Below are 26,746 nucleotides of genomic sequence, written 5' to 3'. Positions count from 1 at the left end.
CCCCAAGCTATCTTCTCTTGTCGTTTTCTATCTCACCGAATTACTTTTTAGCGCTGAATTGGGGGAGGGTTATTCACGTTAACTATCTTTTATTAGTTTTTATTTGGCTGGCTATTATACCGTAAGCCATTGGTTAAGTAATCGACATTTGAGAAAAGTACGTTCATCATTATTTGACATAAGGCCAAAATCGTTTCAATATTAATCAATGTCCTACCTTTTCGTGATCTTGCGCACGAATTTATTAACACTGTATTTAACTTTCTTGTCATACTCTAGGGATGATAGTTTCCCCCGTTATTATTTAAGGTTCACATCAATAATGAAAAAAAGAACAATAGCACTGATTTTGCTGATGCTTATCTTAATTGCAGCAGCGGCACTTTTTCATTCTCATAACCAATATTTATTGTTGCAGGGGGAAGTGGATGCACCTGAAGTCATCGTCACGTCAAAAGCAAAAGGGCGGGTGATTGAGCGTCATATTGAGCGAGGTGATGACGTAAAACAAGGGCAACTCTTATTAACATTAGAAAGCCCTGAGCTGCAAGCGCAATATGAAGCATCAAAAGCCGCAAGAGACCAAGCAAAAGCACAGCTAGAGCTCTCTATTAATGGTACTCGCGAAGAAACTATTCGTGATCTTCAGGCCACCTTGGCGCAATCCAACTCCCAGTATCAAAATGCATCTCGTGAATATGCACGTTTGAGTAATTTAAAAAACAAAGGGTATGTTTCAGCGAATGAGTTAGATAACGCACGTAAGGCCAAAGAAGTGGCATTTTCGCAAGTACAAGGGGCAAAAGCCCGATTAGAAGAAGGCCAGAATGGTGACCGTATTGAATTACGCCATCAATATGAAGCCGCACTTAATCAGGCAGAACAGAAATTGGCTGAATTGCAAGTACAGGTTGATGATTTGCAAGTTAAAGCCCCTGTAGATGGGGAGGTAGGACCTATCCCAGCAGAAATTGGTGAGCTATTTAATGCCGGAAGTCCTCTAGTTTCATTAATACGTCTACCGCAAGCTTATTTTGTCTATAACTTGCGTGAAGATATTTTAGTTGATGTAAAAAAAGGCGACAAAGTGCAGCTGGATGTACCTGCCTTGGGGAACAAGTTGATTGAAGCTGAGGTTCGCTATATTGCACCGAAAGGTGACTATGCGACAAAACGAGCGACACGTGCAACCGGTGACTTCGATTTAAAAACATTTGAAATTCGCTTATATCCTGTAGAGCCGATTGAAGGGCTAAGGCCTGGCATGAGTGTGTTATGGCACTGGGATAAGTAAAAGGTGTTGCCATGAAATTTAAGTTCGCTTGGCACGGTTTTGAGCACGCCTTTAGCCGTGAAACCCAAATGGCTATTCGTAGCCCTGTTTTTCATTGGTTAAGTTGGCTGTTTCCATTAATGCTGTTTACGTTAGTTAGTGCTAACTTCTCAGAGGGGACATTAATGGATTTGCCCGTTTCTGTGGTGGATAATAACCATAGCCCGGTGTCTCGGCAGATTATTCGTGACCTCGATGCGGGCCCACATGCGGATGTGAAAACCATTGATGACAATCTCAGTACATCATTAAAACGACTTGGTAGTTCAAAAGATTACGCGTTATTGTATATTCCTCATAACTTTGAAGAAGATGTCTTACGGGGTCGTCAGCCTGAACTTCGTATGTATTATAATGCACTCTTTTATGCATCAGGCAGTTATGCCATTCAAGATTTTAGTGGGCTGGTGGCAGAGCTGAATGCGAAGTATCGCCAAGAAATGGCGAAGTCAATGGGAAAGGCATTGCCACCGTTAGCTCAAGTGACACTCTCTTATGACAGCTTATTCAACCCGAGTGGTAGTTATATTTATTATCAACAGTTTGCCGCAACTATTCATATGCTGCAGCTGTTTGTTGTTACCGCAACAATCTATACGATGTCACGGGGTTCCACCTTACAAAGTGTTAAACCGTTTATCATGGCGCTGCTCGGGAAGCTAGCTCCTTACACCTTATTTTTCAGTATATTACTTGCTGTAGAGATTGCGGCATTGGTCACTATCTTTGATGCTAAAGTGGTAGGGAACCCGTTATATATGATTGTATTAGGGTTTTTCTATGTGATAGCAGCACAAAGTATCGGCTTATTACTGTTTAGTTTTACCTCAAGTGCCATCATGGCATATAGCTTGATAGGGATGTTGGTGAGTATCGCTTTGGCCTTTTCGGGTATGGCGGTACCGGAGCTATCAATGATATTGCCTGCGCAAATTATTTCGAATATTGAACCACTTACTCATACATTAAATGCTATGTTTGATATTTTCTTGCGGGAGATTTCCTTTTCTCGCATCGTTCAAGTGTGTCTATTCTTATTGATTTATCCCTTTGTGATTGGCTTTTTAATCCGTAAGCGATTAATAAAACGGTTAGAAAACCAAGGGGGGGCTGTCTGATGTCCATCTATTTTGCAACCTTTCGTAAAGTGTTGCTGGGGATGCTGGAAAAACCGATGTGGTTGTTATTGTTGGTTTCTCTGTGTGTTATGAGCTTAGTTTATGCAAAGCCTGTTCTTTGGGATTTACCTGTTGCCGTGATTGATATGGACCACAGCACGGCAAGCCGTGAGCTAATTCGTGATCTCGATGCAACACCAAAAGTGCAATTGCAGAGTTATGACAACCTTGCTCAAGCGCGGCAGGATATGATTGCGAGAAAGCTATTTGCGATAATTATTATTCCAACGGATTTTCAACAACACTTACTGAGCGGTAAAAATATCACTGTGCCAGTGTATGGTGATGGAACCAACCGGCTAGCGAGTGGGCAAATTCAGCAAGAGTTATCAAAAGCCTATCAAACACTGCTCAATGCCTATAACACCCAGTTACTCACTAAAGCAGGCTATAGCCAAGAGCAAGCCAAAGTGATTATTACCCCTATTCGCAGTGAAACTGAGCCATTGTATAACCCAGGGATCAGCTTTGCAGCGATCGTGTTTCCTGGCCTTTTGGTGATGTTATTGCAGCACTCCCTGCTGATTGCCTGTGTGCGAGTTAGTATCGCGGTGCGTTCTACACCTAAAGGAAAACCGCCATTAGCCGTTTATTTAGGGGCGTTATCTGCTTTAATTCCGATTTGGTTATTTTTATCTACCGTATTTTTTGCCCTTTGGCCGTGGGTATTGGGGTATCGGCAAGAAGCGCCACTGTACGTGATTTGGATGTTCACGTTTCCATTCCTATTGGCTGTTCTGGGGCTTGGCAAGTTAGTGACAGAATGTTTGCGCAGCGTTGAAATGATTTATTTAACTTTGGCATTCATTACGACCCCAGTGTTTTACATGTCAGGAACGATTTGGCCACTGCAAGCGATGCCTGATTGGGTACGTATGATTGCTTCAGCATTGCCATCAACATGGGCCACGAATGCCATGGCAGGTCTTAATCAAATGGGACTACCGTTTAGCGATGTCCTGATGGATATCGTGATGATGCTGATTTTAGGGGTTATTTATACGGTCATTGGGGTATTCATCGGTATGCTCCGAGATGGCGAACTACGTCATATTAGCCATATGTTTAACCGTTGGCGCAGGCATCGGCATTAATATTTAATCGTGTTTATTGTCTATTAGAAAAGGCGGCCTAAAGAAATAATGACTAATTAATCGACAAATGCTAAACTCAACCACAATGTAGTCACAATGTAGCTACGTTTGATATGTGTGGGGGGATGATATGTCAACACTATTGAAAACAACAGATGTTCGTAGTCGAATTGATGAACAATTAAAAGCGGAAGCCACGAGTGTATTACAAGATTGTGGTTTGACTATTAGCGCAGCTATTCGTTTGTTTTTAGAGCAAGTAGTTCAAGAGCAAAGAGTTCCCTTTGAAATCAAACGTAAGCAACCTTCGCTGAAAACTACACTAGCGTTGAAAGAAGCTAAAGCTATTGAGCAGCACTACGATTCAATTAACGAAATGATGGTGGAGTTAAGCAAAGTTGACTCAGAAGCCAAGTAATAAGCGAGCTAAGCAACCAAGGCAGGTTGCTTATACACCAACGTTTAAGAAGTCATGGGAACGATATAACCGAGCGGGCCGTAGGGATATGAATGCGGCTGTTCTCGTTATGGAAATACTGTTTTCTCAAAAAATAATACCAAAAGAATATCTTGACCATGAATTAGAAGGTCATGAATGGCAAGGAGCTAGGGAGCTTCATATTGGTGGTGATTTCTTACTGGTTTATCGCTTGTCAGATAAAGGTAATTTAATCACTTTCGTTGATATTGGTTCGCACAGTGAATTATTTGGTTAAGGTAATGAGCTATAGTTCGAGCTCATTACCTATTGTATATCAAGGCACTAGCAACAACCCTGCAATTTGCCGCCAATAGCCATTGCAGTTTTGATTGGCTATATTTAGCGGAATATCCCCACTTTCATTGGCTTTAAACTGCTTGATTATCTCAAGGGATCCAATACCTTCAGGGGAAATGCGCACAATATCCACAAGCTCATGCATTGAATGCAGGTCATTACCGAGGTTATAGCAAGCGCCACTGAGCGTTTGAATGCCATTCAACGTAAACACTTGCTGTTGCTCCTGGGAGAGCACTTTGCGCCCTTGGGGGTAATTAATACAACAAGTTTCACACTCGTCTTTTTGCTTATTTTCAGAGCGTGCAGTAAAACAGCGCGCGGAATAGGCAAGTGGCAAGTGCCCATAGCTCATGACCTCAACATCAAATTTGCCACGAATGCCGATATCATCGCACTGGTTAAGTAAATTGACTAACCAATCTCGAGAAAGCTCTACAGGCATACACCAGCGCACCATGCCTTGGCGTAAGAGAATATTTAAGGTTTGCGCGTTGTAGCAATTCAAACCGTGGCCCGCGACAAAAGGCAGGTTTCTTTCGGCTAACATGTTGATCACACCAAAATCATGGGCTTCAACGAGAAACTCACCATTATCAACTAACTTGCTGATCTCTTTAAGTTCTGAAGGTGCTTGAAGGAGAGCAAGGGTGCTCAGGACAATTTGTTTGCCACTTTTAGCGAGCTGCTGGGCGAGTTCTATCCAGTCATTGGGCTTCATTTCTCGACGCTTACTGCACACCGTCTCACCGAGATAAATAATATCGGCATCACTTTGCATGGCGTGTTGATAAAAATCTTCCAGCGTCTGTTTTGGCCAATAATAAAGAACAGATCCTAACGAGTACTGCATGATATTTACCTTTTAAATTACTGCCATTTACGGTGATAGGCGCCTAATGTAGTTTGGCTTCCTTCAGAAAGCCCACCTAATGCTTTTAGCCATTTCGGGTCGGTGACAAAGTGATTAGGGTTGGATTTGTAGCGGTCGATGGCTTGTCGCCAAATACGGGTCACTTCCGTTACGTAAGCGGGGCTACGCTGGCGGCCTTCAATTTTGACAGAAGCAATTTTCGCTGCCATCAACTCAGGTAATAATTCAATAGTATTGAGGCTGGTGGGCTCTTCCAGGACATGGTATTTCTGTTCATCGACAAGATAACGTCCTTTACATAGCGTTGGATAGCCTGCATTTTCATCTTTTTGGTAACGGTCTATCAACACATTATTTAAGCGAGATTCCATTCCTTCTTCTGTTTGTTGCCAGCGAACAAAACGTGCTGGGGAACATGCACCTACGGTATTTGGTGACTCACCAGTAAGATAAGAAGAAAGGTAGCAACGTCCTTCTGCCATAATGCACAGGCTACCAAAGGCGAATACCTCAAGTGGTACAGGGCTATTTCTAGCCAGTTGTTTGACTTGATGAATAGATAAAACGCGAGGAAGTACGACGCGATGCACATCGAAATTGCGTTGATAAAAGCGAATGGCTTCTGTATTGGTGGCAGAGGCTTGAACTGAAACATGTCTTTCAATATGCGGGTATTTATTTGCAGCGTACTCTAACATTGCGATATCGGCTAAGATCAACGCATCGGCACCGAGATCTGCTGCAAGATCGACGGAGTTTTGCCAACGTTCGTAACCATTAGGATGCGCAAACGTATTAATCGCAATATGTAATTTACGTTTACGGTTATGAATATAGCGCTCTGCTTCGTGCAGTTTTTTTTCCGTAAAATTAAGCCCTGCGAAATGGCGCGCATTGGTATCATTCTTTAATCCAATATAAACGGCATCAGCACCGTTATCGACAGCCGCTTTTAAAGCGGGCAAATTCCCTGCGGGGCAGAGTAATTCCATTGTCCTATCCCTGTATAAAATTTAACAGCTGACATTCTAGTCAACAGAACTGTTATAGATTTTGATTTAGAGCAGAGAAATTGTTAATGGATATCAGTATTCGTTAATTAAGGTCGTTAAGGAAATAAGGAGGCTGGTGGGTAATAAAGAGACTTCACCAAATGTCAGAGAATAAGTTTTATAAATATGGAATGTGAATTATTTTTGACTGATTTTTGAATGTTTATTGGAGAAAATAGGTAATTAGAGATAGTTTTTATCAAAGGAATGTGAGAAATAAATATTGGCTGGATGGGCAAAAGTTGATATAGGATCAAACCAATAATATCATTTTTTGGCAAGATAACTCATCATGAGTCAAATGTTAGGTTAATGACTTCAAAAAATGGAGTTATTAGCGTTGAAAATTTAACCATCTAAATATGCAATATGTTACCCTAAATAATTCGAGCTGCTACTGTTGTTAAGTAGTTACACGAAAACGGGCAGACAATTACTACGGGAGTCAGTACTGTGTTAAGTAAAATTCGTTCTCAACTCATCACAAAAGGCCCTTCATTTTTAAAACTGCCTTTGAAAGTGACCCCATTCGCACTGCAGCGTCAGGTCCTTGAACAGTTGTTAAGCTGGCAATTTCGTGAGTCAGTGAAGGAAGGGGAGCTGGATTTTCTTGAAGACAAATGGCTAAAAGTTGAGGTTCGTGACTTAGCGTTAGTCTGGTTTATCAGTTTGCAGGGTGGCCAACTCTCCGTAAAACAGCATGCAGAAGCGGATGTTAGCGTGAGTGGTAATGCGAATGATCTGGTACTGATTGCTGCACGTAAAGAAGACCCTGACACACTCTTTTTCCAGCGTAGGCTGGTGATTGAAGGGGATACCGAACTCGGCCTCTATGTGAAGAATTTAATGGATGCTTTCGAGCTTGAAAACATGCCAGCTCCACTGCGTTTTGCTTTGCTACAATTGGCCGATGTGATTAAAACCGTGCATGAAAGCGAGGACGCAGAGCATAAATCGCCTGTGTTAACATCATGCTAATCCGAGTTGAAATCCCTGTCGACGCAATGGGTATTGATAAATTATTGCGAGAAACCTTTCCAACTGAAGCGGAAGCTAACCTTGTTCAACATTTACGTGAAGATGGTTTGCTAACGCTCGGTGTTGTGGCAACAAATGATGATGGTGAAGTGATCGGCTATGTTGGCTTCACGCCAGTGGACGTTAATGAGGAAGACGTACAATGGGTAGGTCTTGCACCATTAGCGGTAAATAAAGCGCATCAAGGCCAAAGAATTGCAGAAAAACTGGTCTATGAAGGGTTAGATAGCCTCAATGAGTTTGGTTACGGTGCGGTCGTTGTACTGGGCGATGAACGCTACTATTCACGTTTCGGTTTTGAACCAGCTGCAACCCACGGTATAAGTTGCCAATGGCCTGAACAACAAGCCCACTTTTTGGTTTGTGGCTTAGAAAATGGCGAAATTGGGGAACATCAAGGTTTAGTGACTTACCCTTCACACTTCAATAACTTATAGTTAGCTAAGTAGTTAACTAGGTCATCAGGCTGGTCAATAACCAGCCTTTCTTTTGTCTTTTTATTCAGTTGCTTAACTTGATATTCTATTTTTGATGCGGCTGAGCGAGAACCAATAAAACAAGAAAATACCAGTTCTAGTGGCATTTTTCCTTTCAATGCTTTTGCCCCTGTTCCTGCCTTATGTTGCTCAAAACGACGTTGTACATCGGTGGTGATACCACAATACAAAGCGTTATTTTTCTCTCTTACTAAGTAAAGATACCAATCACTTTGTTTTAATTGTTTTTTTTCTAGAGTTTTTTTTATCATTCTGTGCTGATTTATAAGAAGAAAATATAAGGTTACAACGAATATATTCGTTAAGTAAGATATTTATAACATATTAAAATTTAAATAAAAAATGATATGAAACTGTCACAAATTTGTAACCTCAACCTAAGTTGGTATTCAAAATATTTGAATAACTATAGCAAAATTAGCTAATTCTCTTTTCAAAATAAAGCGCATAATATGATCCATATCACAGAGGGACAGTAAAAATCCCAACTAAAAATCAAGTTTACAAGAAGGAATGTACAATGAAAAAATCAACATTATTTGCTGCTGCTTTAGCTTTAGGTGCTGTTTCATTTGGTTCAATGGCCGCTGAAGAAGTTCAACATACTAGTCAACCTGCAACAGGTTATGTATCAGTAACTGGTGCGGTAAGTGTTAATGACCTGACCGCACAATTGGCCAAAAAAGCTGATGAAGCTGGTGCGACTTCATTCCGTGTGATTTCAGCTGGCGGTGAGAATAGCATGAGTGGTACTGCGGCTATCTACAAATAAATTTATTCGTCATATTTACTCGTCATACTTCGAGCCGTAGCGTTGTTGGCCGCGTTCATTCGCACTAGTCACATACTTATGTATGCTCCTAGCGTCTCGTTCACTTGCCGCCTAGCTACAACTCGAATTATTTAGAATAAATACTCGAATTTAGTTGGCGTATAAGTCTAAAAACATTTAGGTTAATATTTCAGCTAGTTAGAGTATAGTAATAGCGAATTTTATGCCTACGTTCAGAACAGTTTAAGCAAGCTTAAGGGGAATACCCTGAAAGCTTGTTCTGAACGGGTTTATATGGAAACCGCTATGACGCCTGAACAAACGTTAAAACACATCCAACGCTATATTGCCCGCCAACACGTTTTTTCCCTTTTTGCTCACCATAACAATGATATCTGGCCTGCCAGTTGTTACTATGCATTTGATGCGAAAAAGATGTGCCTGATTTTAATGACAGATCCAAATTCAAAACATGGGCAATTGATGGTGGCTAACCCACAGGTTGCTGGCACAATATCGGCACAGACCAAAGCTGTGAATGCAATACAAGGTATTCAATTTACAGGTGAAATTAAAATATTAGAAAGTGAGGAAGCACAGCTCTCTCGCGGTTTCTACTGCCGTCGTTTCCCTGTGGCAATAGCAGCGAAACTGCCTGTTTGGCAGCTTCACTTGCAGAATGTCAAAATGGTAGATAATAAATTAGGTTTTGGTACCAAACTATATTGGGAACGGCAAATTTAACGCAGTCTGTGGATCACCTGATTCGAGCTACCGCGCCAAATTAAGCGCGGGTCATGTAAATCTTGCTCGAATTTGCCGTCAATCACGGTATTGACAAAACTCACCACTTTTTGCTGTTCAAGCGTGAAATCACCCAATGTGTATCCTGTCCATAACCAGATGTCCTTATCTGGGCAAACTGCTTTTACGCGCTTTACCAACTTGAGCACCGCAGGTAAATTGGCTGGGTGCAGCGGGTCTCCGCCTGAAAGGGAAAGCCCTTGCCGATGGATTCGCGTGTCCTGCAAATCTTGGATAATTTGGTCTTCCATTTCTTGGGTGAATGGTATGCCTGAATCCACTCGCCATGTACTTTGGTTGTAGCAACCACGGCATTGATGAACACAGCCTGCGACAAACAGCGTACAGCGAGTTCCTGGGCCATTGACCACATCAACAGGATAATATTGGTGATAATTCATAGCATTAACCTATTTGGCCGTTACCTAAGTGCTTGATACGACGCTTCACTTCTTCCTGTTTGCCTGCATTGAATGGTCTGGCATCTGGGCTACCTAAATAACCGCAAACTCGACGAATGACAGAAACTCTATTTGTGTCATGATTGCCGCAAGCAGGGCAGGTAAAGCCTTTGCTAGTACAAGAAAATTCACCCGAGAAACCGCATTCATAACACTCGTCAATTGGAGTGTTAGTCCCATAATAAGGCACATGTTGATAACTGTAGTCCCACACGTCCTCTAAGGCTCTAACGTTATGTTGTAAGTTAGGATATTCGCCGTAACAGATAAACCCACCATTCGCGATAGCTGGATAAGAGGCTTCAAAATCAATTTTATCGTAAGGATTGACTTGTTTTTCAACATCTAAATGGAAGCTGTTGGTGTAGTAACCTTTGTCGGTAACACCTTGTATCACCCCAAATTCAGCGGTATCGATACGGCAAAAACGGTCACACAAGTTTTCACTTGGTGTGCTGTATAAGCTGAAACCGTAGCCTGTTTGGGCTTTCCACTCATCAGTGGCTTGGCGTAAGCGGCTGACAATCTCGACCGCTTTTTTACGTAATTTTTCATCATCATAGACATGAGTCTGTGTGCCAAAAAGCGCATTGATGGTTTCATGCAACCCAATGTAACCTAAGGAAATAGACGCACGTCCGTTTTTAAAGATCTCAGCAACGTTATCGTCAGCTTTTAACCGAACACCGCAGGCGCCTTCCATATACAAAATTGGCGCGACGCGCGCTTTTACGGTTTCTAAACGGGCAATGCGGGTCATTAAGGCTTTTTTGGCAATTGCTAGACGTTCATCCAGTAATGCCCAAAATGCATCTTCATTACCTTGCGCTTCGATAGCAATGCGAGGCAAGTTTAGGCTGATAACGCCTAAATTGTTGCGCCCATCATGAATTTGTTGCCCATTTTCTTCATAGACGCCAAGGAAGCTGCGGCAACCCATAGGTGTTTTAAATGACCCAGTCACATCAACAACGCGATCGTAGTTAAGAATATCAGGGTACATGCGCTTACTCGCACACTCTAAAGCGAGTTGTTTGATGTCGTAATTAGGGTCACCTAATTTGTGGTTTAGGCCATCATTTATTGCAAATACGAGTTTCGGGAAAACGGCTGTTTTGCGGTTTTTGCCAAGGCCGGCAATGCGATTTTTCAGAATTGATTGCTGAATGAGCCTCGCTTCTTTAGACGTTCCAAGGCCAAAACCGAAGGTCACAAAAGGGGTTTGGCCATTTGCGGTGTGAAGTGTATTGACTTCATACTCTAAGGATTGAAAAGCATCATAACACTCTTTATCTGTACGGTTGTGTGCATAACCTTCCGCATCTGCAATTCCCCACTCTTTGGCGACTTTTAGGTGCTTTTCATAGCTGATTGCGACATATGGTGCTAAAATTTCGTCAATACGGTTAATTGTCGTACCGCCATATATATGGCTAGCAACTTGGGCGATAATTTGTGCTGTGACGGCAGTGGCCGTTGAAATAGACTTTGGTGGCTCTATTTCTGCATTTCCCATTTTAAAGCCATTCGTTAACATACCTTCAAGGTCAATTAACATACAGTTAAACATCGGGAAAAAAGGTGCATAGTCGAGGTCATGATAGTGAATTTCGCCTCGTTCGTGTGCAATAACGACATCTCTCGGCAAAATATGTTGTTTTGCATAGTGTTTAGCGACAATACCCGCGAGTAAATCGCGCTGTGTCGGGATCACTTTACTGTCTTTATTGGCATTTTCATTGAGTAAAGAGACGTTACTTTGTTCGATTAACCCACGAATGTCATGCGTCAATTGGCTGCGTTTTTCACGTTCGCTGTCTCTATCGTGGCGATATTCAATGTAAGCACGGGCTAAGTCTTTATAAGGCCCGGCCATCAGCTGGTTTTCAACTGCATCTTGAATGTCAGCGATATCCACTCGGTCACGGCTGCAAAGTTGCTCTGTAACAGCAGAAGCAACCTGAAGACAATAATCGTCATCCTTAACATTCACAGCAGCCGCTGCACGTTTAACGGCTTCTTGAATTCGTGGAAGGTCAAAACCGACCTGACAACCATCTCTTTTTATAACAACCGTTCCCACGGGCATTCTCCTTGTTAAGTTATCCACAATGCGACTTCAGCTATTCGCCATGTTTATCACGGGTACTAATCTGTGGATAAAATGTGAATAAATACTATATGTTGTGCCATCTTGTGTAATTAAAGCACAATATATGGGGTTTTGCTTTTTTTTAGATCACCACTATTTGATTTAAAACAAGGAAAAAAATAATTTGTATGAATATCAAAAGCGCAGAGGAAATAAATCTTTTCAGTTGCTAGTATTCATATCAGTGATCTAAATAAAAAAGAGATGTGATTTTCTTTATTCGCAAAGCATGAAAATGACTACTGTGACGGGGAATTTATTCTGTATCGGGGGTAGACAGTAATGAAAGACACCCCACTCAAAGGATGGGGTGTTTGGCTCGAATTAATCGTTATTTACGTACTGCGATTGCTTCGATTTCAATTTTCACGTCTTTTGGCAGGCGAGCAACTTCAACGCAAGAACGAGCTGGGAACGGTGCATTATGCTGTTTGAAAAATTCTTCGTAGGTTGCATTCACGGTCGCAAAGTCATTTAAATCTTTTACAAATACCGTTGTTTTCACGATATTAGCCGCACTTAAGCCAGCTTTTTCTAAAATTGCTTTTACGTTAGCCAGTGATTAGCGAGTTTGTGCTGCGATATCTTCAGGCACTTCACCGGTTTTAGGATCAACAGGGATTTGCCCTGATGTGATAACCATACTACCCAAATCTACGCCTTGAACGTAAGGACCGATCGCTGCTGGTGCGTTTTCTGTATTGATTTCGTATGACATAACTACTCCGTTTCATCACGTAAAGAGAAAATACTCGTCATATGGCAAGCCACAGCGGTTTCTGTAGTTTGGTATGATGTTGAGTATAACTTTATGGGGTGTTAGGCACTATTATAAACATGGATTGCACCTAGACAACACCGCAGTCTACGCAAAAATAACTTACTGGTTATTGATCACAGCGTCTCTATCGAACTCTTTTTCACAGAATTTACACGTGAGTGCGACTTCTTTGCCGATTTTTTTCACACGGAAACTGCTTGATACGGGCTCATTATGGCTAATACAGTTGCTATTTGGGCAAATTAACACGTTGTCGATATAGTGAGGCAGTGTGAGCTCAAGCTTTTCTACCACTTGGTAATCTTCAATACGATTAACGGTGGCTTCAGGGGCATACATAGCTAATTGGTTAGCTTGCTCTGGGGTTAAAAAGGTATTTTCGATTTTGATAATGTCTTTTTTGCCTAGATTACTTGATGGCAAATTTAAACCAATCGTGATGCGTTCGTCTGTTTTTGTTAGCTTAAACAATTTTAGTAATTTGAAACCAATTTGAGCAGGAATGTGGTCAATAACGGTACCGTGGCTGATTGCTTCAACTTGTAATTTATGGTCGTGTGTCATGGTAATTTCCTCCTCAGATAGCCAATTCTTTATTTAAAACCAGAGATAACAATGCCTGCCTTGCATAAATCCCATTTCCTGCTTGCTGGAAATAGTAAGCATACGGTGTGTTATCCACATCTACCGCGATTTCATCAACTCGAGGCAGTGGGTGTAAGACTTTTAAATTCGGTTTTGCACAATGGAGATCAGCGGCACTTAAAATAAATTGCGCTTTAACATTCGCGTATTCAGAAGGGTCGAGGCGCTCTTTTTGTACGCGGGTCATATACAGAATGTCGAGTTCTGGCATCACTTCATCAATATTATTATGTAGGCTGTAGGTTGCGCCTTTTTCTTCTAAGATGTGCAGAATATGGTTTGGCATTGAAAGCGCTTCAGGAGCAATAAAGTAGAAGTGATTACCTTCAAATTTAGACAGTGCTTGGGTTAAGGAATGCACAGTTCGGCCATATTTTAGGTCACCGACCATGGCAATTTGCAGGTTTTCTAAACGGCCTTGAGTTTCTTGGATAGTAAACAAGTCGAGTAACGTTTGTGTTGGATGTTGGTTTGATCCATCGCCTGCATTAATGACAGGGATTTGGCCTGCAAACTGGCTAGCAAGGCGCGCGGCACCTTCTTGGGGGTGGCGCATGACAATTGCATCCACGTATTGGCTGATGACAGAGATGGTATCTGCCAGAGTTTCGCCTTTCTTGCCGAGTGAAGTGTTGGTGCTATCAGAGAAACCAACAACAGAAGCACCTAAACGGTGGATTGCCGTTTCGAATGACAAACGTGTACGTGTAGAGGCTTCAAAGAAACAACTTGCGATGACTTTATGTTTTAAAAACTCAGGTTGTGGCTGTTTTTTTAATGAAGCAGCGACGTTAAGTACCAACTCAAGGTCTGAACGGTCTAAATCATTAATCGAGATGATATCGCGGTGGTATAAAGGGTTCGGCATTGTTGTTCTCCTGTGTCAGCAAGACATATTAGGTCTATAGGCCAAAAAAAAGCCCCTCATTGAGGGGCTTTTTTATAAATAAGAAGGGGAAAAACAGGCTGTCCAGACCGCCAGAAGGCAGTGCAGTGGAGGTGTTCTCTGTAAGAAATAGAGCAGCAGCGTTCATAGTTTCTCCCGGCAAATTGTGGCGTATTATACGCATCTCATTCCATGACGCAAGCGTTTGCATAAAGAAAAATACATTTTTTTTATTTTTGCATTTACGTTTCTATTGTGTACAAAAACTAGACGATGAGATAAAAGTGGAAAAATCAACAAGATGACGGAAAATTGAGCGATAGTAGAAACCAGCCAGTATCTATGGGTAATCTACCGCTAAGTTTCCAGCAATATTAAACGAGTGTTCGCCATAATCTCCAATCCCATTTGGCGCAACTCTGACTAAGACTGCATCGACATAGTAATTTTTTTGATTCTGAGTCATGGTAATGGCAACGCTTTCATTAGGGAAAATAGGCTCCCCTTGCCAGCTTAATTTAACGCCGAATGCATTACTGGAAGTTTGGAATAAATTACTCGAATAAGGCGTTGATGGAGTATTAAAGGATAATTGTGCTTTGGCGTTCATATTGCAATCAATATTGAGCTCAATTTTATGCGGTGCGATTTCTTGACCTATATTTCCATTTTTCCCAACGGACAATGCACGGTAGCTCGATATTGTGTTACTCGACATTTGACATATTGCGGTTGTTGCTGAAAAGGAGCCACTAATATGAATAGGCATATTTTGTGTCGCCGCTTGAGAAATAGAAACCGTGCCGAATAATAATACGAAGGGTAATAATGCTTTTAAAGGGGGGACATAATTCATAGTATTTCTCAAATGATAAATCATGCTTTATCTATTTTTATATTATTAAACCATTATTGTGTGGCTGAGGAATAATCTTGCTCAGCCACGAATATCTTTTTTCTATCTGTTACTGGTAAGTAATCGCTAAGTTACCAGTAATATCAAAAGTGTGATTACCAAAGTCATTAGGGCCATTTGCGGATAAACGAGCAACACTGGTATAGAAGTAAATAGTATTTCCGCCTTTAACTACTTTAATATCATCAGATTGACCAGGTTTAATTTCGGTGCTGTTATATTTTAATTTCACACCAAATGCATCACTTGAGGTTTTAAATGCTTCAGGTGAATTTGGCGCATTGTTGGCGACGAAAGTGAGTTTCGCATCTGCAGGGAATTCGCATGAAAAACTTAAATAACCCGAGTTACGGTATGCGGTTTCATCACCCACTTTTTCTAATGTATTGATAGCACCAAAATTTGTTGTATTTTCAAGCTTGGCATCATTACAAGGCTGGGTCACGTTTGAGAACGTCCCTTTGATATTGATTGGCATATTTTGAACGGCGGATAGAGCAGGTAAAGACACACACAGTAAGAGTGCTAAACCACTTTTTTTTAGCAAATGCATAATAAAAATCCTTTTATTGATTTTGAGAAGTTTTATATTCTAATAAATATATTAATTCTATTAAATAGATGGAGGTTAAATAACTATTTAATCTTGCTTTTGAATTTCAATTTGATTTAAAACTCTTTTTTTAAACCGTGGCGGTTTATCATATTTAAGTGTTTGGGGGTAAATACGTAGCTAATATATTTTATTTAATAGTTATATATTTTAATAGCTATGTTTTTTTACTTAAGTAATCTGCGTGTTTTTTTATGATTGGTTTCTAATTTAATTTTAAGAATATAGTTTGTTAGTTTTAAATTAAATAATAGTGTTGATGTGAGAGTGTTATCGTTAATAAAATTTAGAGTTATGAGAAAATAGATAAAAACCCATGATGGGTTTTTATCTGGCTTGGTATTTATTTTTGCCCTAATTTTATTGCTATTTTTTCGAGTTTAAACATTAGGAATAATGTTACTGAAACTAACACAATCGTCAGTGCCGAACCATCTGCAATATTGCCTCTATCAGTCAAACTGAAAATAGATACGGGTAAAGTGGCCCAACCGGGGGGATATAACATCATTGTGGCACCAAGTTCCCCTAAGGACAGTGATAGGCTTAATGCTAATGCTGAAATCATCCATGGCATCAATAGTGGTAAGGTCACATGGCAGAGGCGATACCAAGGGGAAGCGCCTAAGCTAAAAGCAACATTTTCAATATCGGGAGAAATACGCGCTAAGCCAGTGGAAACATTGCTAAACGTAAAGGCAGAAATCAACACGAAATGGGCACTAAATACAATCCAAAAGGTACCGTTCATCTGTAAATAGCCTTGGCTGAATGCCACAAGGATCCCAAGCCCGATAGAAACAGAAGGAATGGCGCTGGGGAGATAAAATGCGATACTCAGCCACTTTTGTATTTTCCCGCTGTGTCTTCTTAATGCTAACGCAGCCCAAAGCCCACAAAACAACGCAAATAGACTGGCGCTAAAACCAACCACTAGGCTCGATAATATGGCATCCCAAGCAGGCCCACTAAACGCCTTCACAAAATGTTCAAAAGTAAACCCTGAAGGCAAAATACCATTCCATTGTCGGCTGAAACTCGACATTAAAATCATCACTAAAGGCAGTAAAAATAATAAACCAAATAAGCTGATAGCAATGATAGTAGCTGTGGCTCGCCCTTTTTTAGACCAAATCAACATAATTAATTCCTTACCCCAAGGCGAGTGGTCGCTATTCTGTATAGGAAAAATAACCCGAGTGAAAGCAGGATGTTAATTAAGGCAATCATGCATGCCACCGCATAATCTGACTCTAATATCGCTTTACTGTAGACCATCATCGGCAAGGTATTGACGCCTTTCGCCCCGATAAATAGCACGATGCCAAACTCATTGGTGGTTAACAGTAGGCACAGGCTGCCACCGGCTAGTAGAGCGGGAAGTGCCGCAGGGAAAATGACTTTCGCGATAACCCGTGCAGGATGCGCGCCTAGAATACTTGCAGCTTCTAGCTGGCTCTTGTCTATTTGGCGCAGTGCCGCCATGAGAGGACGCATGACCAAAGGGGTAAAAACGGTAATTTCTGCTAGGATCACGCCATGAATTGAATAAAGGAACTCAACGGGTGGCAACTCGAAATCAAACAATGCCATCAAAGTACCATTGAGTAGCCCAGCAGAACCATAAATAAAGGTGAAAGCGAGGGTGATCAAAAAAGTCGGTAGAGCAATAAAAGTATCAATCACTTGAGTAATAAAACGGCTTCCAGGGAAAGGAACAAACACCAAGATCAGCGATAAAACACTCCCTATCACAAGGCAGCCTAACGTGGCCAAAATGGCGATATAGAGCGTATTCCATAACCCATTAATAAAGCGTTTTGACTCAATCAGTTGCCAGAATGCGTCCAGTCCCCATTTTCCCGCCTCATTTTGCAGTGCTTGCTGTGCTATCAACAATAAGGGATAAAAAAACAGCGTAATTAACACCAATAATGGGGGCAATATCCAATAAATGGGCTTTATCGTTATTGATGAACCTTTTGGCACGCTAATATGTGACATGTTATTCCTCAATTAAAACGGTATCCGCAGGTGAAAACCATAAAGTGAGTTTATTGCCTACTGCAGGTGGTGAGGCCAAATGGGTAACGGCAACACTCACGGTTTCCCCGGCAACATCACAAATTAAATGGGTTAAATCCCCCTGCCAGCGAATAGACGTTAATGTGGCTTGTAGCTGATTAGTGGTATTGGTATTTGGCAATAGAGTGAGGTGTTGCGGGCGGATGCACACCCATTTGTGTGTACCCGCTCTCATACCTAATGTATGGGCTTCCAGCAATGTTCCACCACAACTGACATTCACTTTCCCGGGGCTTGTTGAAAAACCAAGCGCGGTAGCGGCTAGAATATTGGCTCGGCCTAAAAACTCAGCCGCAAAGCGGTTGGGCGGGCGGTGATATAAGGCATTTTTCTCACCATGTGCGACTAAATAGCCCTCTTTCATGATGCCAATCTTATCACCAAGTGCGAGTGCTTCAGTTTGGTCATGAGTGACATAAAGGATGGTCAATTCAGGCAGTTCGCGGTGTAAACGGGCGATTTCTTCGACCATATTATGACGAATTTGCGCATCTAGTGCGGAAAGCGGCTCGTCGAGTAACAAAACTCTCGGCCTTACGGCAATCGCTCTAGCAATCGCAACACGCTGTTGCTGCCCCCCAGAAAGTTGATGTGGATAGCGAGTTGCGTAATCCGTCATTCCAACAATTTTAAGGGCTTCAACGACTCGTTCATTAATCAGTGCTTTGGGTTGTTTTTGTGCTCGCAAGCCAAATGCGACATTCTCTTCCACTTTCATATGGGGAAAGAGTGCGTAGTTTTGCACGACCATACCAAGCCCGCGTTGGTACGGGGGAAGGTGGGTGATATCCGTATCACCGAGTAAAATGCGCCCACTATCAGGTTGTGCAAACCCTGCAATAGCACGCAGTACCGTGGTTTTCCCTGAACCTGATGGGCCAATCAACACCAATATTTCCCCGGGTTCGATGGTTAAGTCTAGGGGCTTAAGCACGACATTATTATGATAGGAGACACGCAAAGACTCTAATGTGATCCCTGAGTGTTCGGTTTGCTGCATTACTGTAGTGACTTTTCGTTTCATCAACATCTTAAGTTACTCACCGTCAGTGACTTTTTGCCAACGTGAAATATCATCGGATAGGGAAACTTCAACTTCATCCCAATTAGGTTGCCAAGTTTTCACGCCTTCTAACATCTGAAGAGCCGTATGATATTGTTTATCGGATGGGGTGATATCGGAACGAACAGGCATGCCCCATGAAAGCTCACTGACACGGCTTTGTGAGGGTTTATCCAAAAGGAAATTAATCAGTTTTTTACCATTTTCTGTTTCGGGGGCGTTGTTAACTAGGCCGATAACATAGGGTAAAACCAGCGTACTACGCTCCCCGTTGGCATCTTTAGGCCAAAAAATTTGGACATTAGGGTTACGTGCCATTTGGGATAAATTCATTTGCAAGTCGCCATTAGCGACATAAAGCTCCCCTTTATTGACAAGTGCGGTGAGCTTACCGGTGGAAGCTGATGGGCCAACGTTATTAGCCTGCAATTTGCCGAGGTAATCAAACCCTGCGTCTTTACCATTAAAACTGTGGAAAACTTGTAGCATTACTGCGGTACCGTCCCCAGCTTGTCCCGGGGTTGAATATTGCAGTTTATTTTTAAAGCGGGGATCGAGTAAGGCGCTCCAGTTTTCAGGTGGGGATTTAAGTAGTTTGGCATTATAGATAAAGGTCAGGTAGTTATTGACCAACGGTGTGTAATAGTGGTTTGAATTAGGAATATTAGCCGCAGCTTCGGGGATAAATTCAGCTAATAATTGGTTTTTTGCTGCACGTTGGATAAATGGCGGAACAGTGATGAGTACATCCGCTTGTGGATTGGTACGCTCTTTAGAGAGCCTTTCAACTATCGCCCCTGAACCACTTTCAACATACTGTACTTTGATACCTGTTTGCTTGGTGAATGCCTCAAACTGATTTTTATACCAGCTGTTGTTGCCATCGTGCAGCCCATCAGCGGAGTAAACAGTAACAACATCAGCGGCAAAAACAGAGGTAGAGCAAAAGGCTGCCATTAATAGGCCTGCTAAATAGGTGCGTTTCATGGTTTTCTCCTGTTAAGGTAAAATGAATTCTGGTATATACCAGATGCTTTTTACGCTAACGGGTTTATATGACAAAAAGATGAAATACAGCTAAATAGCTAAAATTATTTTTATAAGCAAAAATGCTTACAAAGTATCGACTTCGATGCGCAAACTATCATGGCGCCAATATTCAACATCATAATCTAAAATTCGCCCATGTTGGTCATAGTTTAAACGCTGCAACAATAGGGCTGGACGACCAACCGTAACGCCCAGTGCTTGCGCAGCTTGAGCCGGCATTGCCGTTGGGTAGAAAGACAAATGCATACTGGTATAAATTAAATTGAAATGAGTTTGGTATACCTCCGTCAGGCTGCCATTGAGGTCATGGCGCAATAGCTCGGGAACGCGAGCAGGTAAGCAATGGTTTTCACAGTAACAAACGGGCCTGTCATCAGCAAAACGTAGGCGGGTGAGTAAATAAATTTGTTCAAATGATTGAAGTTTTAACGGATCCATAGCCTCGAGAGGAACGGTAATAACTTTTCCATCCAATAAAACTGTTTTTGGTTGGCGACCTTGTTCGAGGCAAAGTTTATGGAAATTGGTATTTTGGGTTGGATCCAACCAAAGACGCTCAGGTGTGACAAACCAACCGCGGCGCTCAGAGCGGTAAATTGCCCCACTGGACTCTAACTGTGCCAAACTTTCGCGAATAGTGATGCGTGTGGTATTGAAAATAGCACAAAGTTCGCGTTCTGAAGGGAGTTTATCACCACATTTTAGCTCGCCATTTTGAATCCTTTCCTGTAATTGGGCTTTGATAAGCAGGTATTGTGGGGTTTCATCCGCGGATAATTTCATGGTTATTTCCTATTATTGTTTCCGCCATATTATACATAGTTATATGAATTTTTTGTTTCACACGCACTTTTCCTTTGACCTTTTGGGCGGGCTACGATCATTATAATAGCAATCTGGTATAGACCAAAGGTGAATTGAATGACAAACAACAATTATTTGCTATTAACACCGGGGCCGCTTACGACGTCTAAAACGGTGAAGGAAGCCATGCTGTTTGATAGCTGTACATGGGATGATGATTACAATTTAGGTGTTGTCCAAAACATCCGCCAACAGTTAGTCGCACTGGCAACCGACAAAAAAGGGTATTCGTCGGTGTTACTGCAGGGAAGTGGGAGTTATGCGGTTGAAGCTGTTCTAGGCAGTGCAATTGGCCCTAAAGAAAAAATCTTAATTATCAGTAATGGCGCCTATGGTGCTCGAATGGCAGAAATGGTTCAAGGTTTAGGAATTTCCCATTGTATTTATGATTGTGGTGAAGTGTCTCTGCCTGATCTACAGCAGATTGAGCAGATATTACAACAGGATAACCCGATCACGCATATTGCGATGGTGCACTGTGAAACCACGACAGGGATTTTAAACCCGATAGAAAAAGTCGCGAAATTAGCGAAGCAATATCAAAAACGCTATATCGTGGATGCAATGAGTAGTTTTGGCGGGGTTCCCATGGATATTGCTGAGCTTAACATTGATTTTTTAATTAGTTCAGCAAATAAATGTATTCAAGGGGTTCCGGGGTTTGCTTTTGTTATCGCCCGTACCGAAGCGCTTGAACGTTGTAAGGGGCGCTCTCGTTCATTATCGCTAGATTTATATGCGCAGTGGCGTTGTATGGAAGATTTTCAAGGTAAATGGCGATTTACTTCTCCAACTCATACCGTATTAGCGTTTGCCCAAGCGCTCAAGGAGTTAGCTCAAGAAGGCGGGGTGGCAGCTCGCTTTCAACGTTATCAGGGGAATCAATACAAGTTGGTGTCTGGTATGCGTAAATTAGGTTTTACCACACTGTTAGAAGATAGCCTCCATTCGCCGATTATCACCGCATTTTACTCACCAAATTCGCCTGATTACCAATTTAAGCAATTTTATCAAAATTTAAAATCACAAGGCTTTGTCATTTATCCGGGCAAGGTCTCGCAAAGCGACTGTTTTCGCATTGGAAACATTGGTGAAGTTTATGAAAAAGACATTGATGCATTGCTGGTAGCAATAGAAAAAGCCATTTACTGGGAAATATAAGGAAAAGAAATGAACCGTATTGAAGCCGTTATTCTTGATTGGGCGGGAACCACTGTAGATTTTGGTTCTTTTGCACCCACTCAAATTTTTATTGAAGCGTTTAAAGGGGTGTTTGATATGGATATCACACTGGCTCAAGCGCGCATTCCTATGGGGCTGGGTAAATGGCAACATATTGAAGCATTAGGAAAATTACCAGAAGTTGATACGTTGTGGACAGCAAAATTTGGTCGTTCAATGAACAGTGAGGACATTGATAAAATCTATGCGGCCTTTATGCCATTGCAAATTGCTAAGGTTGTCGATTTTGCAGCACCAATCGCTGGCGTTGTCGACACAATCAATACATTACGCAGCCAAAATATTAAGATTGGCTCTTGTTCAGGTTACCCCCGTGCCGTGATGGAAAAATTAGTTCCTGCAGCAAAGGCGTTGGGTTACCAACCCGACTACTGGGTCGCGAGTGATGACCTACTTGCTGGTGGGCGTCCGGGGCCTTGGATGGCTTTACAGAATGTCATTGAGTTAGGCGTGGGGTCCGTCTCTGCTTGTATCAAAGTGGATGATGCTGTTCCTGGTATTGAGGAAGGGCGCAATGCTGGGATGTGGAGCATCGGGCTATCGGTTTCGGGTAATGAATTCGGTAAAACATGGGAAGAATATCAAGGGATGTCGATTGATGCGGTGAATTTATTGAAACAGCAAGCTGCAGAGAAATTGTATGCCGCTGGTGCTCATTATGTGATTGATACTTTGGCTGATTTACCATCAGTTATTGATTGTATCAATGAGCGTTTGGCAAAAGGTGAACGTCCATAATGATAGGTTACCCTCAACTCATTTGATTGAGTTGAGGGGGATAAATATTAAAAAATATTAATAGGAAGCTCTGGCGCTAATGTCGCCACCATTACCGCTTTGATGGTGTGTAAGCGGTTTTCTGCTTGGTCAAAGACAATGCTATAAGGTGATTCAAAGACTTCTTCCGTGACTTCTAAACCGCCAAACATATTGAATTCTTTAGCCAATTGAGCACCTAATGTGGTGTCTTCATTATGAAATGCAGGTAAGCAATGTAAGAACTTCACATTCGGGTTACCAGTAAGCTTGATTACATCCATATTCACTTGATATGGCTTCAATAAATTAATGCGCTGTGCCCATACTTCTTTGGCTTCGCCCATCGATACCCACACGTCGGTATAAATAAAATCAGCATCTTTTACACCTTCGGCGACATCTTCTGTGAGTGTGATTTTTGCCCCCGTTTTTTGAGCCAGTGCTTGGCAAGTTTTCACTAAGTCTTCATCTGGCCAGCAACTTTTTGGCGCAACAAGGCGTAAATCTAAACCTGTGAGTGCAGCGGCTTCTAGCATCGAATTACCCATGTTGTTACGCGCATCACCTAAATAGGCAAATTTAATGTCTGAGAATGGCGTATTTGGTCGGTGTTCTTGGATGGTCAGCAGGTCGGCTAATAACTGTGTGGGATGGAATTCGTTAGTTAGTCCATTCCATACAGGCACTCCCGAGTGCGCGGCTAAGAGTTCTACTGTGTTTTGGGCGAATCCACGGTATTGAATACCGTCATACATCCTGCCCAAGACTCGAGCGGTATCTTTCATGGTTTCTTTATGGCCAATTTGGCTACCGGAAGGCCCTAAATACGTGACTCTAGCACCTTGGTCAAATGCGCCAACTTCAAATGCACAGCGTGTCCGTGTTGAATCTTTTTCAAAAATAAGGGCAAAGTTTTTACCTGAAAGGAGGGGCTGTTCTGTGCCCGCTTTTTTTTCTGATTTTAACCAAGAAGAGAGTTTTAAAAGTGAATGAATTTCGCTAGAAGTAAAATCAAGTAACCTTAGAAAAGGTTTATTATATAGGGGATTCATAATTGGCAGCCTTTTTGTTTTGAATTAATATTCAATTTATATTCATAAAAATTCAAAATCAACCCCCAGTGTAAAAGAAATTATCTTTAAATATATGGTTTCACTGTCAACCGTATGGGAGAATGGCGCAAAGAAAGATGAGCGACAAAGAAACAAAAGGGGTGTGGATATGGTAGATAAAGCTGAACTCGATGCGCAGTACGAAGAAACTCGCTTAATTATCGAAGAATTACTGGAAGATGGCAGCGATCCTGATGCATTGTATGCGATTGAGCATCATTTCTCTGCGGACAACTTTGCGCTGTTAGAAAAAGCGGCTGTTGAAGCTTTTAAACTAGGCTATGAAGTCACGGATGCGGAAGAGCTCGAAATTGAGACGGGTGAAACCCTGATGTGCTGTGATGTGATTAGTGAAAGTGCATTAAATGCAGAACTGATTGACGCACAGGTCGAGCAATTAATGAAACTGGCTGAGAAAATGGGCATCAACTATGATGGTTGGGGCACGTATTTTGAAGACCCAGATGCAGAGTATGACGACGAAGACGGTGACGATATCGACCCTGAAGATCGCGTACACTAATTATTAGTCACATCATATAATTACTTAAAAGGATAGCTAAAAACTATCCTTTTTTGTTGTCTGCATTAAACCATTCCTTAAGGAGATAGTGGTTAACTCTACGGTACCTCAGTTTGATTGGTTTGATATGACCTAGAACGTCTATTTTGTAGCGAGCTACGGGTGGGTAGCTCGTATCGTCGGTTTAGCCGTTGGTGAAGAAATAGCATAGCGAATACAGTGCCATTTCTTCGGGTTGAGCGGAAATTAACGGTTTGAAATGCCTAACCATGCAGGTGTTGCGCCAGGTTTCCCATTTTCGTTTGTAGGTGCTGAACACCATACACGGTTATCAGGACAAGAAGATTTTGTTCTTATTCCACCATAAACAGTGAAACTATCATCTTTGATTGCGATAGCAGCGTATGGGCCACCAGAGAACTCAATTGCATTATCTACATGTAATGCTTTGAACAGGCCATATAGCTCACGACGGTCTAGGCCATCATCTACGTCTCCTCCTTGATAGATATAAATCAGATTTTCATCTTCATTAAAACTCATCGCCACTCTACCCAACCCTCTTTCTGCATATGATGGGGTAATAGAAGGATCCTCTATTCGGTCGTTAATCCCCACACCGGAAACAGCAATATATTTGAATCCATCACGGTCTAACTCTTTCATCTGTTGTTCGACATTTTTTGCTTCCAGTGAGTCTGCATGGATCAGCATGCGATGTGAATAAACATCATCGAGCCAAAGCATTGTATCGAGTTTGATAGATTTATAGTTGTTAGGGTTTATAAAATAAGGCAAGCCCGCGAGATATTTATTTGGAGAATTATGAGTACCTTGAGTTGGCCCTTTTGTTACATTGTCATAATACATACCCATTGGAGATGAACACCGATTCATCTTCCAGTTGGTTTGCGCAGCTTGCTTGCGGATATCAAAGAAATTGGCATTTAGTGCCACTAAAGGGCCATCAAGTTCTTGCCAGGCTTCATACGGCGTATAGATTTCAGCGTTTTGATGCTGATAATCTACGGTAGCGTAAGCGTTGTATTCACAGCGCTCAGACTTACCCTTATGCATATCTCCTAGCAGATGCGGGTATACATAGCGAACTCTATCAATGAGTTTAGGGATCATCAGAAGGCTACCGGTCAGTCTAACTGTATAACTGTCCGACCCGAGAATGACAGGAACCTCATAATAATCTGTATGATCTTTTCTTTGACCGAAAACGTATTGACCTGCCTTTTTAGTCTTTTGTACATCTGATGCCGCTAAATGAATTCGATTAGCTTCATAGGCAGCTTGTCCTGCTATGAATGAAGTTCCTTTTCGGCTATCAGCTCCTTTAATTACGAAGGACCAGACAGGATAGTTATCATCGAGGTATTCAATTTTTATCATTTCAATTTCGATTTCGTAATCCCCTGAGCGGATAGCAGGGAACTCAAATCGAGTTTTAAATTCTTTGATTTTTCCAAATACTTCATTTGATTCTTGTCGCATCAATTTTCCAGAAATCACGTGTTTAGCTGATGCGGTTACTCGGACTCGTGTCTGGTCGTAATTGGGCCCTTGGTATTTCATATTATGTAGATAGACGTCTACCAATAGAGGCCTTTTGTTATTTCTCACTTTTACATCACTTTTGGCTTTAAAGCTATAAATTGGAGGGCTACCTAGACTGATGGATTGCTCCCCCCAGCTTACCCATGATTCTGTTTCCTTCATCTCATTTGCATGCACTGGTAATCCATAAATAAAGAGCATTAATGTCATATAAAACAATGACTTCATTAACTTAACTATGTTTGCCATGTTGGACGCCTTAAGGTTCATAATTTGGATGGTCAAGTCCGTTTGTTTTTTTAGTGATTACTGTGGTTGATATTATTATAAAACTTAAAATATCAAATAGTTCCGTTCGCTAATAGAAAGTGTAGATGCAAAACACAAGAGAGCAATTTCAGCACCTCGGAATTGGAACGTATAACTTTAGAAAAGCAAAAATAAACATAACAGCGACTGCAATAATTAAGTTAAAGCCTGCCATGTAAAAACAATCAAAGAACCCTATTGGCAATTCGTAATTAAAATTAATTTTGGATATGTATTGTGATCTCTGTTCAATTTTTAACACCAACGCATGGAATTGATACGTTCAAATCGTATGATTG

Annotated in this window: 29 protein-coding genes and 1 pseudogene; 12 read left to right on the top strand and 18 right to left on the bottom strand. The window is 41.6% G+C overall.

Annotation, left to right across the window (positions count from 1 at the left end; genetic code table 11):
- Positions 1-322: 322 nt before the first annotated feature.
- From PR809_RS04455 to PR809_RS04435, 5 genes are all read left to right on the top strand, one after another.
- A complete protein-coding gene (locus PR809_RS04455; RefSeq protein WP_102138203.1) occupies positions 323-1,294 on the top strand; it encodes an HlyD family secretion protein in 972 nt (323 codons plus the stop codon).
- Between the two features lie 11 nt (positions 1,295-1,305).
- Positions 1,306-2,451: an ABC transporter permease gene (locus PR809_RS04450; RefSeq protein ID WP_102138202.1), complete on the top strand. Its 1,146-nt coding sequence runs from the start codon at positions 1,306-1,308 to the stop codon at positions 2,449-2,451.
- Positions 2,451-3,605, top strand: coding sequence for an ABC transporter permease (locus PR809_RS04445; protein WP_102138201.1), 1,155 nt, complete (start codon positions 2,451-2,453; stop codon positions 3,603-3,605). Before PR809_RS04450 ends, PR809_RS04445 begins: the two co-directional genes overlap by 1 nt.
- Before the next feature lie 130 nt (positions 3,606-3,735).
- Positions 3,736-4,023 carry a type II toxin-antitoxin system RelB/DinJ family antitoxin gene (locus PR809_RS04440; RefSeq protein ID WP_004905876.1) on the top strand — a complete coding sequence of 96 codons (288 nt, stop codon included), beginning with the start codon at positions 3,736-3,738 and terminating at the stop codon, positions 4,021-4,023.
- Positions 4,004-4,321, top strand: coding sequence for a type II toxin-antitoxin system YafQ family toxin (locus PR809_RS04435; protein WP_004905874.1), 318 nt, complete (start codon positions 4,004-4,006; stop codon positions 4,319-4,321). The genes PR809_RS04440 and PR809_RS04435 overlap by 20 nt, the downstream gene beginning before the upstream one ends.
- A 39-nt stretch (positions 4,322-4,360) precedes the next feature.
- On the opposite strand, the gene PR809_RS04430 is transcribed toward PR809_RS04435, so the two are convergent.
- Together PR809_RS04430 and ubiU are read right to left on the bottom strand one after the other, a co-directional pair.
- Entirely contained in the window at positions 4,361-5,236 is an 876-nt protein-coding gene (locus tag PR809_RS04430; RefSeq protein WP_102138199.1) for a U32 family peptidase, read from the bottom strand.
- 17 nt (positions 5,237-5,253) lie between these two features.
- Positions 5,254-6,249 carry a ubiquinone anaerobic biosynthesis protein UbiU gene (gene ubiU, locus PR809_RS04425; RefSeq protein ID WP_166264012.1) on the bottom strand — a complete coding sequence of 332 codons (996 nt, stop codon included), beginning with the start codon at positions 6,247-6,249 and terminating at the stop codon, positions 5,254-5,256.
- A gap of 513 nt (positions 6,250-6,762) precedes the next feature.
- Here ubiU and ubiT point away from each other — a divergent pair.
- On the top strand, positions 6,763-7,287 hold the full coding sequence (gene ubiT, locus PR809_RS04420; RefSeq protein ID WP_102138197.1) for a ubiquinone anaerobic biosynthesis accessory factor UbiT: 525 nt from the start codon (positions 6,763-6,765) through the stop codon (positions 7,285-7,287).
- Positions 7,281-7,784 carry a GNAT family N-acetyltransferase gene (locus tag PR809_RS04415; protein ID WP_102138196.1) on the top strand — a complete coding sequence of 168 codons (504 nt, stop codon included), beginning with the start codon at positions 7,281-7,283 and terminating at the stop codon, positions 7,782-7,784. The genes ubiT and PR809_RS04415 overlap by 7 nt, the downstream gene beginning before the upstream one ends.
- Here PR809_RS04415 and PR809_RS04410 read toward each other — a convergent pair.
- Positions 7,757-8,095: a GIY-YIG nuclease family protein gene (locus PR809_RS04410; protein WP_102138195.1), complete on the bottom strand. Its 339-nt coding sequence runs from the start codon at positions 8,093-8,095 to the stop codon at positions 7,757-7,759. The two genes, PR809_RS04415 and PR809_RS04410, sit on opposite strands and share 28 nt — an antisense overlap.
- 269 nt (positions 8,096-8,364) lie before the next feature.
- Here PR809_RS04410 and bhsA point away from each other — a divergent pair, with 269 nt between their 5' ends.
- Entirely contained in the window at positions 8,365-8,616 is a 252-nt protein-coding gene (bhsA, locus tag PR809_RS04405) for a multiple stress resistance protein BhsA (RefSeq protein WP_102138194.1), read from the top strand.
- Positions 8,617-8,922: 306 nt separating this feature from the next.
- A complete protein-coding gene (locus PR809_RS04400) occupies positions 8,923-9,360 on the top strand; it encodes a YhbP family protein (protein ID WP_102138262.1) in 438 nt (145 codons plus the stop codon).
- Here PR809_RS04400 and nrdG read toward each other — a convergent pair.
- The 13 genes and pseudogenes from nrdG to phnR form a co-directional block, all read right to left on the bottom strand.
- Positions 9,357-9,821: an anaerobic ribonucleoside-triphosphate reductase-activating protein gene (gene nrdG, locus PR809_RS04395; protein ID WP_166264014.1), complete on the bottom strand. Its 465-nt coding sequence runs from the start codon at positions 9,819-9,821 to the stop codon at positions 9,357-9,359. The two genes, PR809_RS04400 and nrdG, sit on opposite strands and share 4 nt — an antisense overlap.
- A gap of 4 nt (positions 9,822-9,825) precedes the next feature.
- Positions 9,826-11,964, bottom strand: coding sequence for an anaerobic ribonucleoside-triphosphate reductase (gene nrdD, locus PR809_RS04390; RefSeq protein WP_181489924.1), 2,139 nt, complete (start codon positions 11,962-11,964; stop codon positions 9,826-9,828).
- Between the two features lie 400 nt (positions 11,965-12,364).
- Positions 12,365-12,751: pseudogene (gene ridA / locus PR809_RS04385) on the bottom strand (2-iminobutanoate/2-iminopropanoate deaminase).
- Positions 12,752-12,913: 162 nt separating this feature from the next.
- On the bottom strand, positions 12,914-13,378 hold the full coding sequence (gene pyrI / locus PR809_RS04380) for an aspartate carbamoyltransferase regulatory subunit (RefSeq protein ID WP_102138191.1): 465 nt from the start codon (positions 13,376-13,378) through the stop codon (positions 12,914-12,916).
- A gap of 13 nt (positions 13,379-13,391) precedes the next feature.
- A complete protein-coding gene (pyrB, locus tag PR809_RS04375; protein ID WP_206276271.1) occupies positions 13,392-14,327 on the bottom strand; it encodes an aspartate carbamoyltransferase in 936 nt (311 codons plus the stop codon).
- A gap of 34 nt (positions 14,328-14,361) precedes the next feature.
- The gene (locus PR809_RS04370; protein ID WP_256372920.1) at positions 14,362-14,493 is read right to left on the bottom strand and encodes a hypothetical protein; all 132 of its coding nucleotides are present in this window, start codon (positions 14,491-14,493) and stop codon (positions 14,362-14,364) included.
- Positions 14,494-14,685: 192 nt separating this feature from the next.
- Positions 14,686-15,201: a hypothetical protein gene (locus PR809_RS04365; RefSeq protein WP_272524453.1), complete on the bottom strand. Its 516-nt coding sequence runs from the start codon at positions 15,199-15,201 to the stop codon at positions 14,686-14,688.
- Between the two features lie 109 nt (positions 15,202-15,310).
- Positions 15,311-15,814: a fimbrial protein gene (locus tag PR809_RS04360; protein ID WP_206276274.1), complete on the bottom strand. Its 504-nt coding sequence runs from the start codon at positions 15,812-15,814 to the stop codon at positions 15,311-15,313.
- 403 nt (positions 15,815-16,217) lie between these two features.
- Positions 16,218-17,015, bottom strand: a complete 798-nt coding sequence (gene phnV / locus PR809_RS04355) for a 2-aminoethylphosphonate ABC transport system, membrane component PhnV (protein WP_206276055.1) — start codon at positions 17,013-17,015, stop codon at positions 16,218-16,220.
- A gap of 2 nt (positions 17,016-17,017) precedes the next feature.
- The gene (gene phnU / locus PR809_RS04350) at positions 17,018-17,878 is read right to left on the bottom strand and encodes a 2-aminoethylphosphonate ABC transporter permease subunit (protein ID WP_102138185.1); all 861 of its coding nucleotides are present in this window, start codon (positions 17,876-17,878) and stop codon (positions 17,018-17,020) included.
- A 1-nt stretch (position 17,879) separates the two neighbouring features.
- Positions 17,880-18,989, bottom strand: coding sequence for a 2-aminoethylphosphonate ABC transport system ATP-binding subunit PhnT (phnT, locus tag PR809_RS04345; protein WP_206276054.1), 1,110 nt, complete (start codon positions 18,987-18,989; stop codon positions 17,880-17,882).
- A 6-nt stretch (positions 18,990-18,995) separates the two neighbouring features.
- Positions 18,996-20,009, bottom strand: coding sequence for a 2-aminoethylphosphonate ABC transporter substrate-binding protein (locus tag PR809_RS04340; RefSeq protein WP_102138183.1), 1,014 nt, complete (start codon positions 20,007-20,009; stop codon positions 18,996-18,998).
- A 126-nt stretch (positions 20,010-20,135) separates the two neighbouring features.
- Positions 20,136-20,855: a phosphonate utilization transcriptional regulator PhnR gene (phnR, locus tag PR809_RS04335; RefSeq protein WP_102138182.1), complete on the bottom strand. Its 720-nt coding sequence runs from the start codon at positions 20,853-20,855 to the stop codon at positions 20,136-20,138.
- 138 nt (positions 20,856-20,993) lie between these two features.
- Between phnR and phnW the strand changes: the two genes are divergently transcribed.
- Together phnW and phnX are read left to right on the top strand one after the other, a co-directional pair.
- Positions 20,994-22,097: a 2-aminoethylphosphonate--pyruvate transaminase gene (gene phnW, locus PR809_RS04330; RefSeq protein WP_102138181.1), complete on the top strand. Its 1,104-nt coding sequence runs from the start codon at positions 20,994-20,996 to the stop codon at positions 22,095-22,097.
- Between the two features lie 9 nt (positions 22,098-22,106).
- On the top strand, positions 22,107-22,916 hold the full coding sequence (gene phnX / locus PR809_RS04325; protein WP_206276053.1) for a phosphonoacetaldehyde hydrolase: 810 nt from the start codon (positions 22,107-22,109) through the stop codon (positions 22,914-22,916).
- Positions 22,917-22,963: 47 nt separating this feature from the next.
- Here the strand turns inward: phnX and argF are convergent, their stop codons facing one another.
- Positions 22,964-23,989 (bottom strand): ornithine carbamoyltransferase, encoded by a 1,026-nt coding sequence (gene argF, locus PR809_RS04320; protein ID WP_102138179.1) that lies wholly within the window; start codon positions 23,987-23,989, stop codon positions 22,964-22,966.
- Positions 23,990-24,158: 169 nt separating this feature from the next.
- Between argF and rraB the strand changes: the two genes are divergently transcribed.
- Positions 24,159-24,572, top strand: coding sequence for a ribonuclease E inhibitor RraB (rraB, locus tag PR809_RS04315; protein ID WP_004907524.1), 414 nt, complete (start codon positions 24,159-24,161; stop codon positions 24,570-24,572).
- 246 nt (positions 24,573-24,818) lie between these two features.
- On the opposite strand, the gene PR809_RS04310 is transcribed toward rraB, so the two are convergent.
- A complete protein-coding gene (locus tag PR809_RS04310) occupies positions 24,819-26,387 on the bottom strand; it encodes a hypothetical protein (RefSeq protein WP_206276052.1) in 1,569 nt (522 codons plus the stop codon).
- Between the last annotated feature and the right edge of the window lie 359 nt (positions 26,388-26,746).

The organism is Providencia sp. PROV201 (assembly GCF_028479545.1).
Classification (GTDB): Bacteria; Pseudomonadota; Gammaproteobacteria; order Enterobacterales; family Enterobacteriaceae; genus Providencia; species Providencia huaxiensis.
This window is presented reverse-complemented; position numbering and strand designations above follow the sequence as displayed.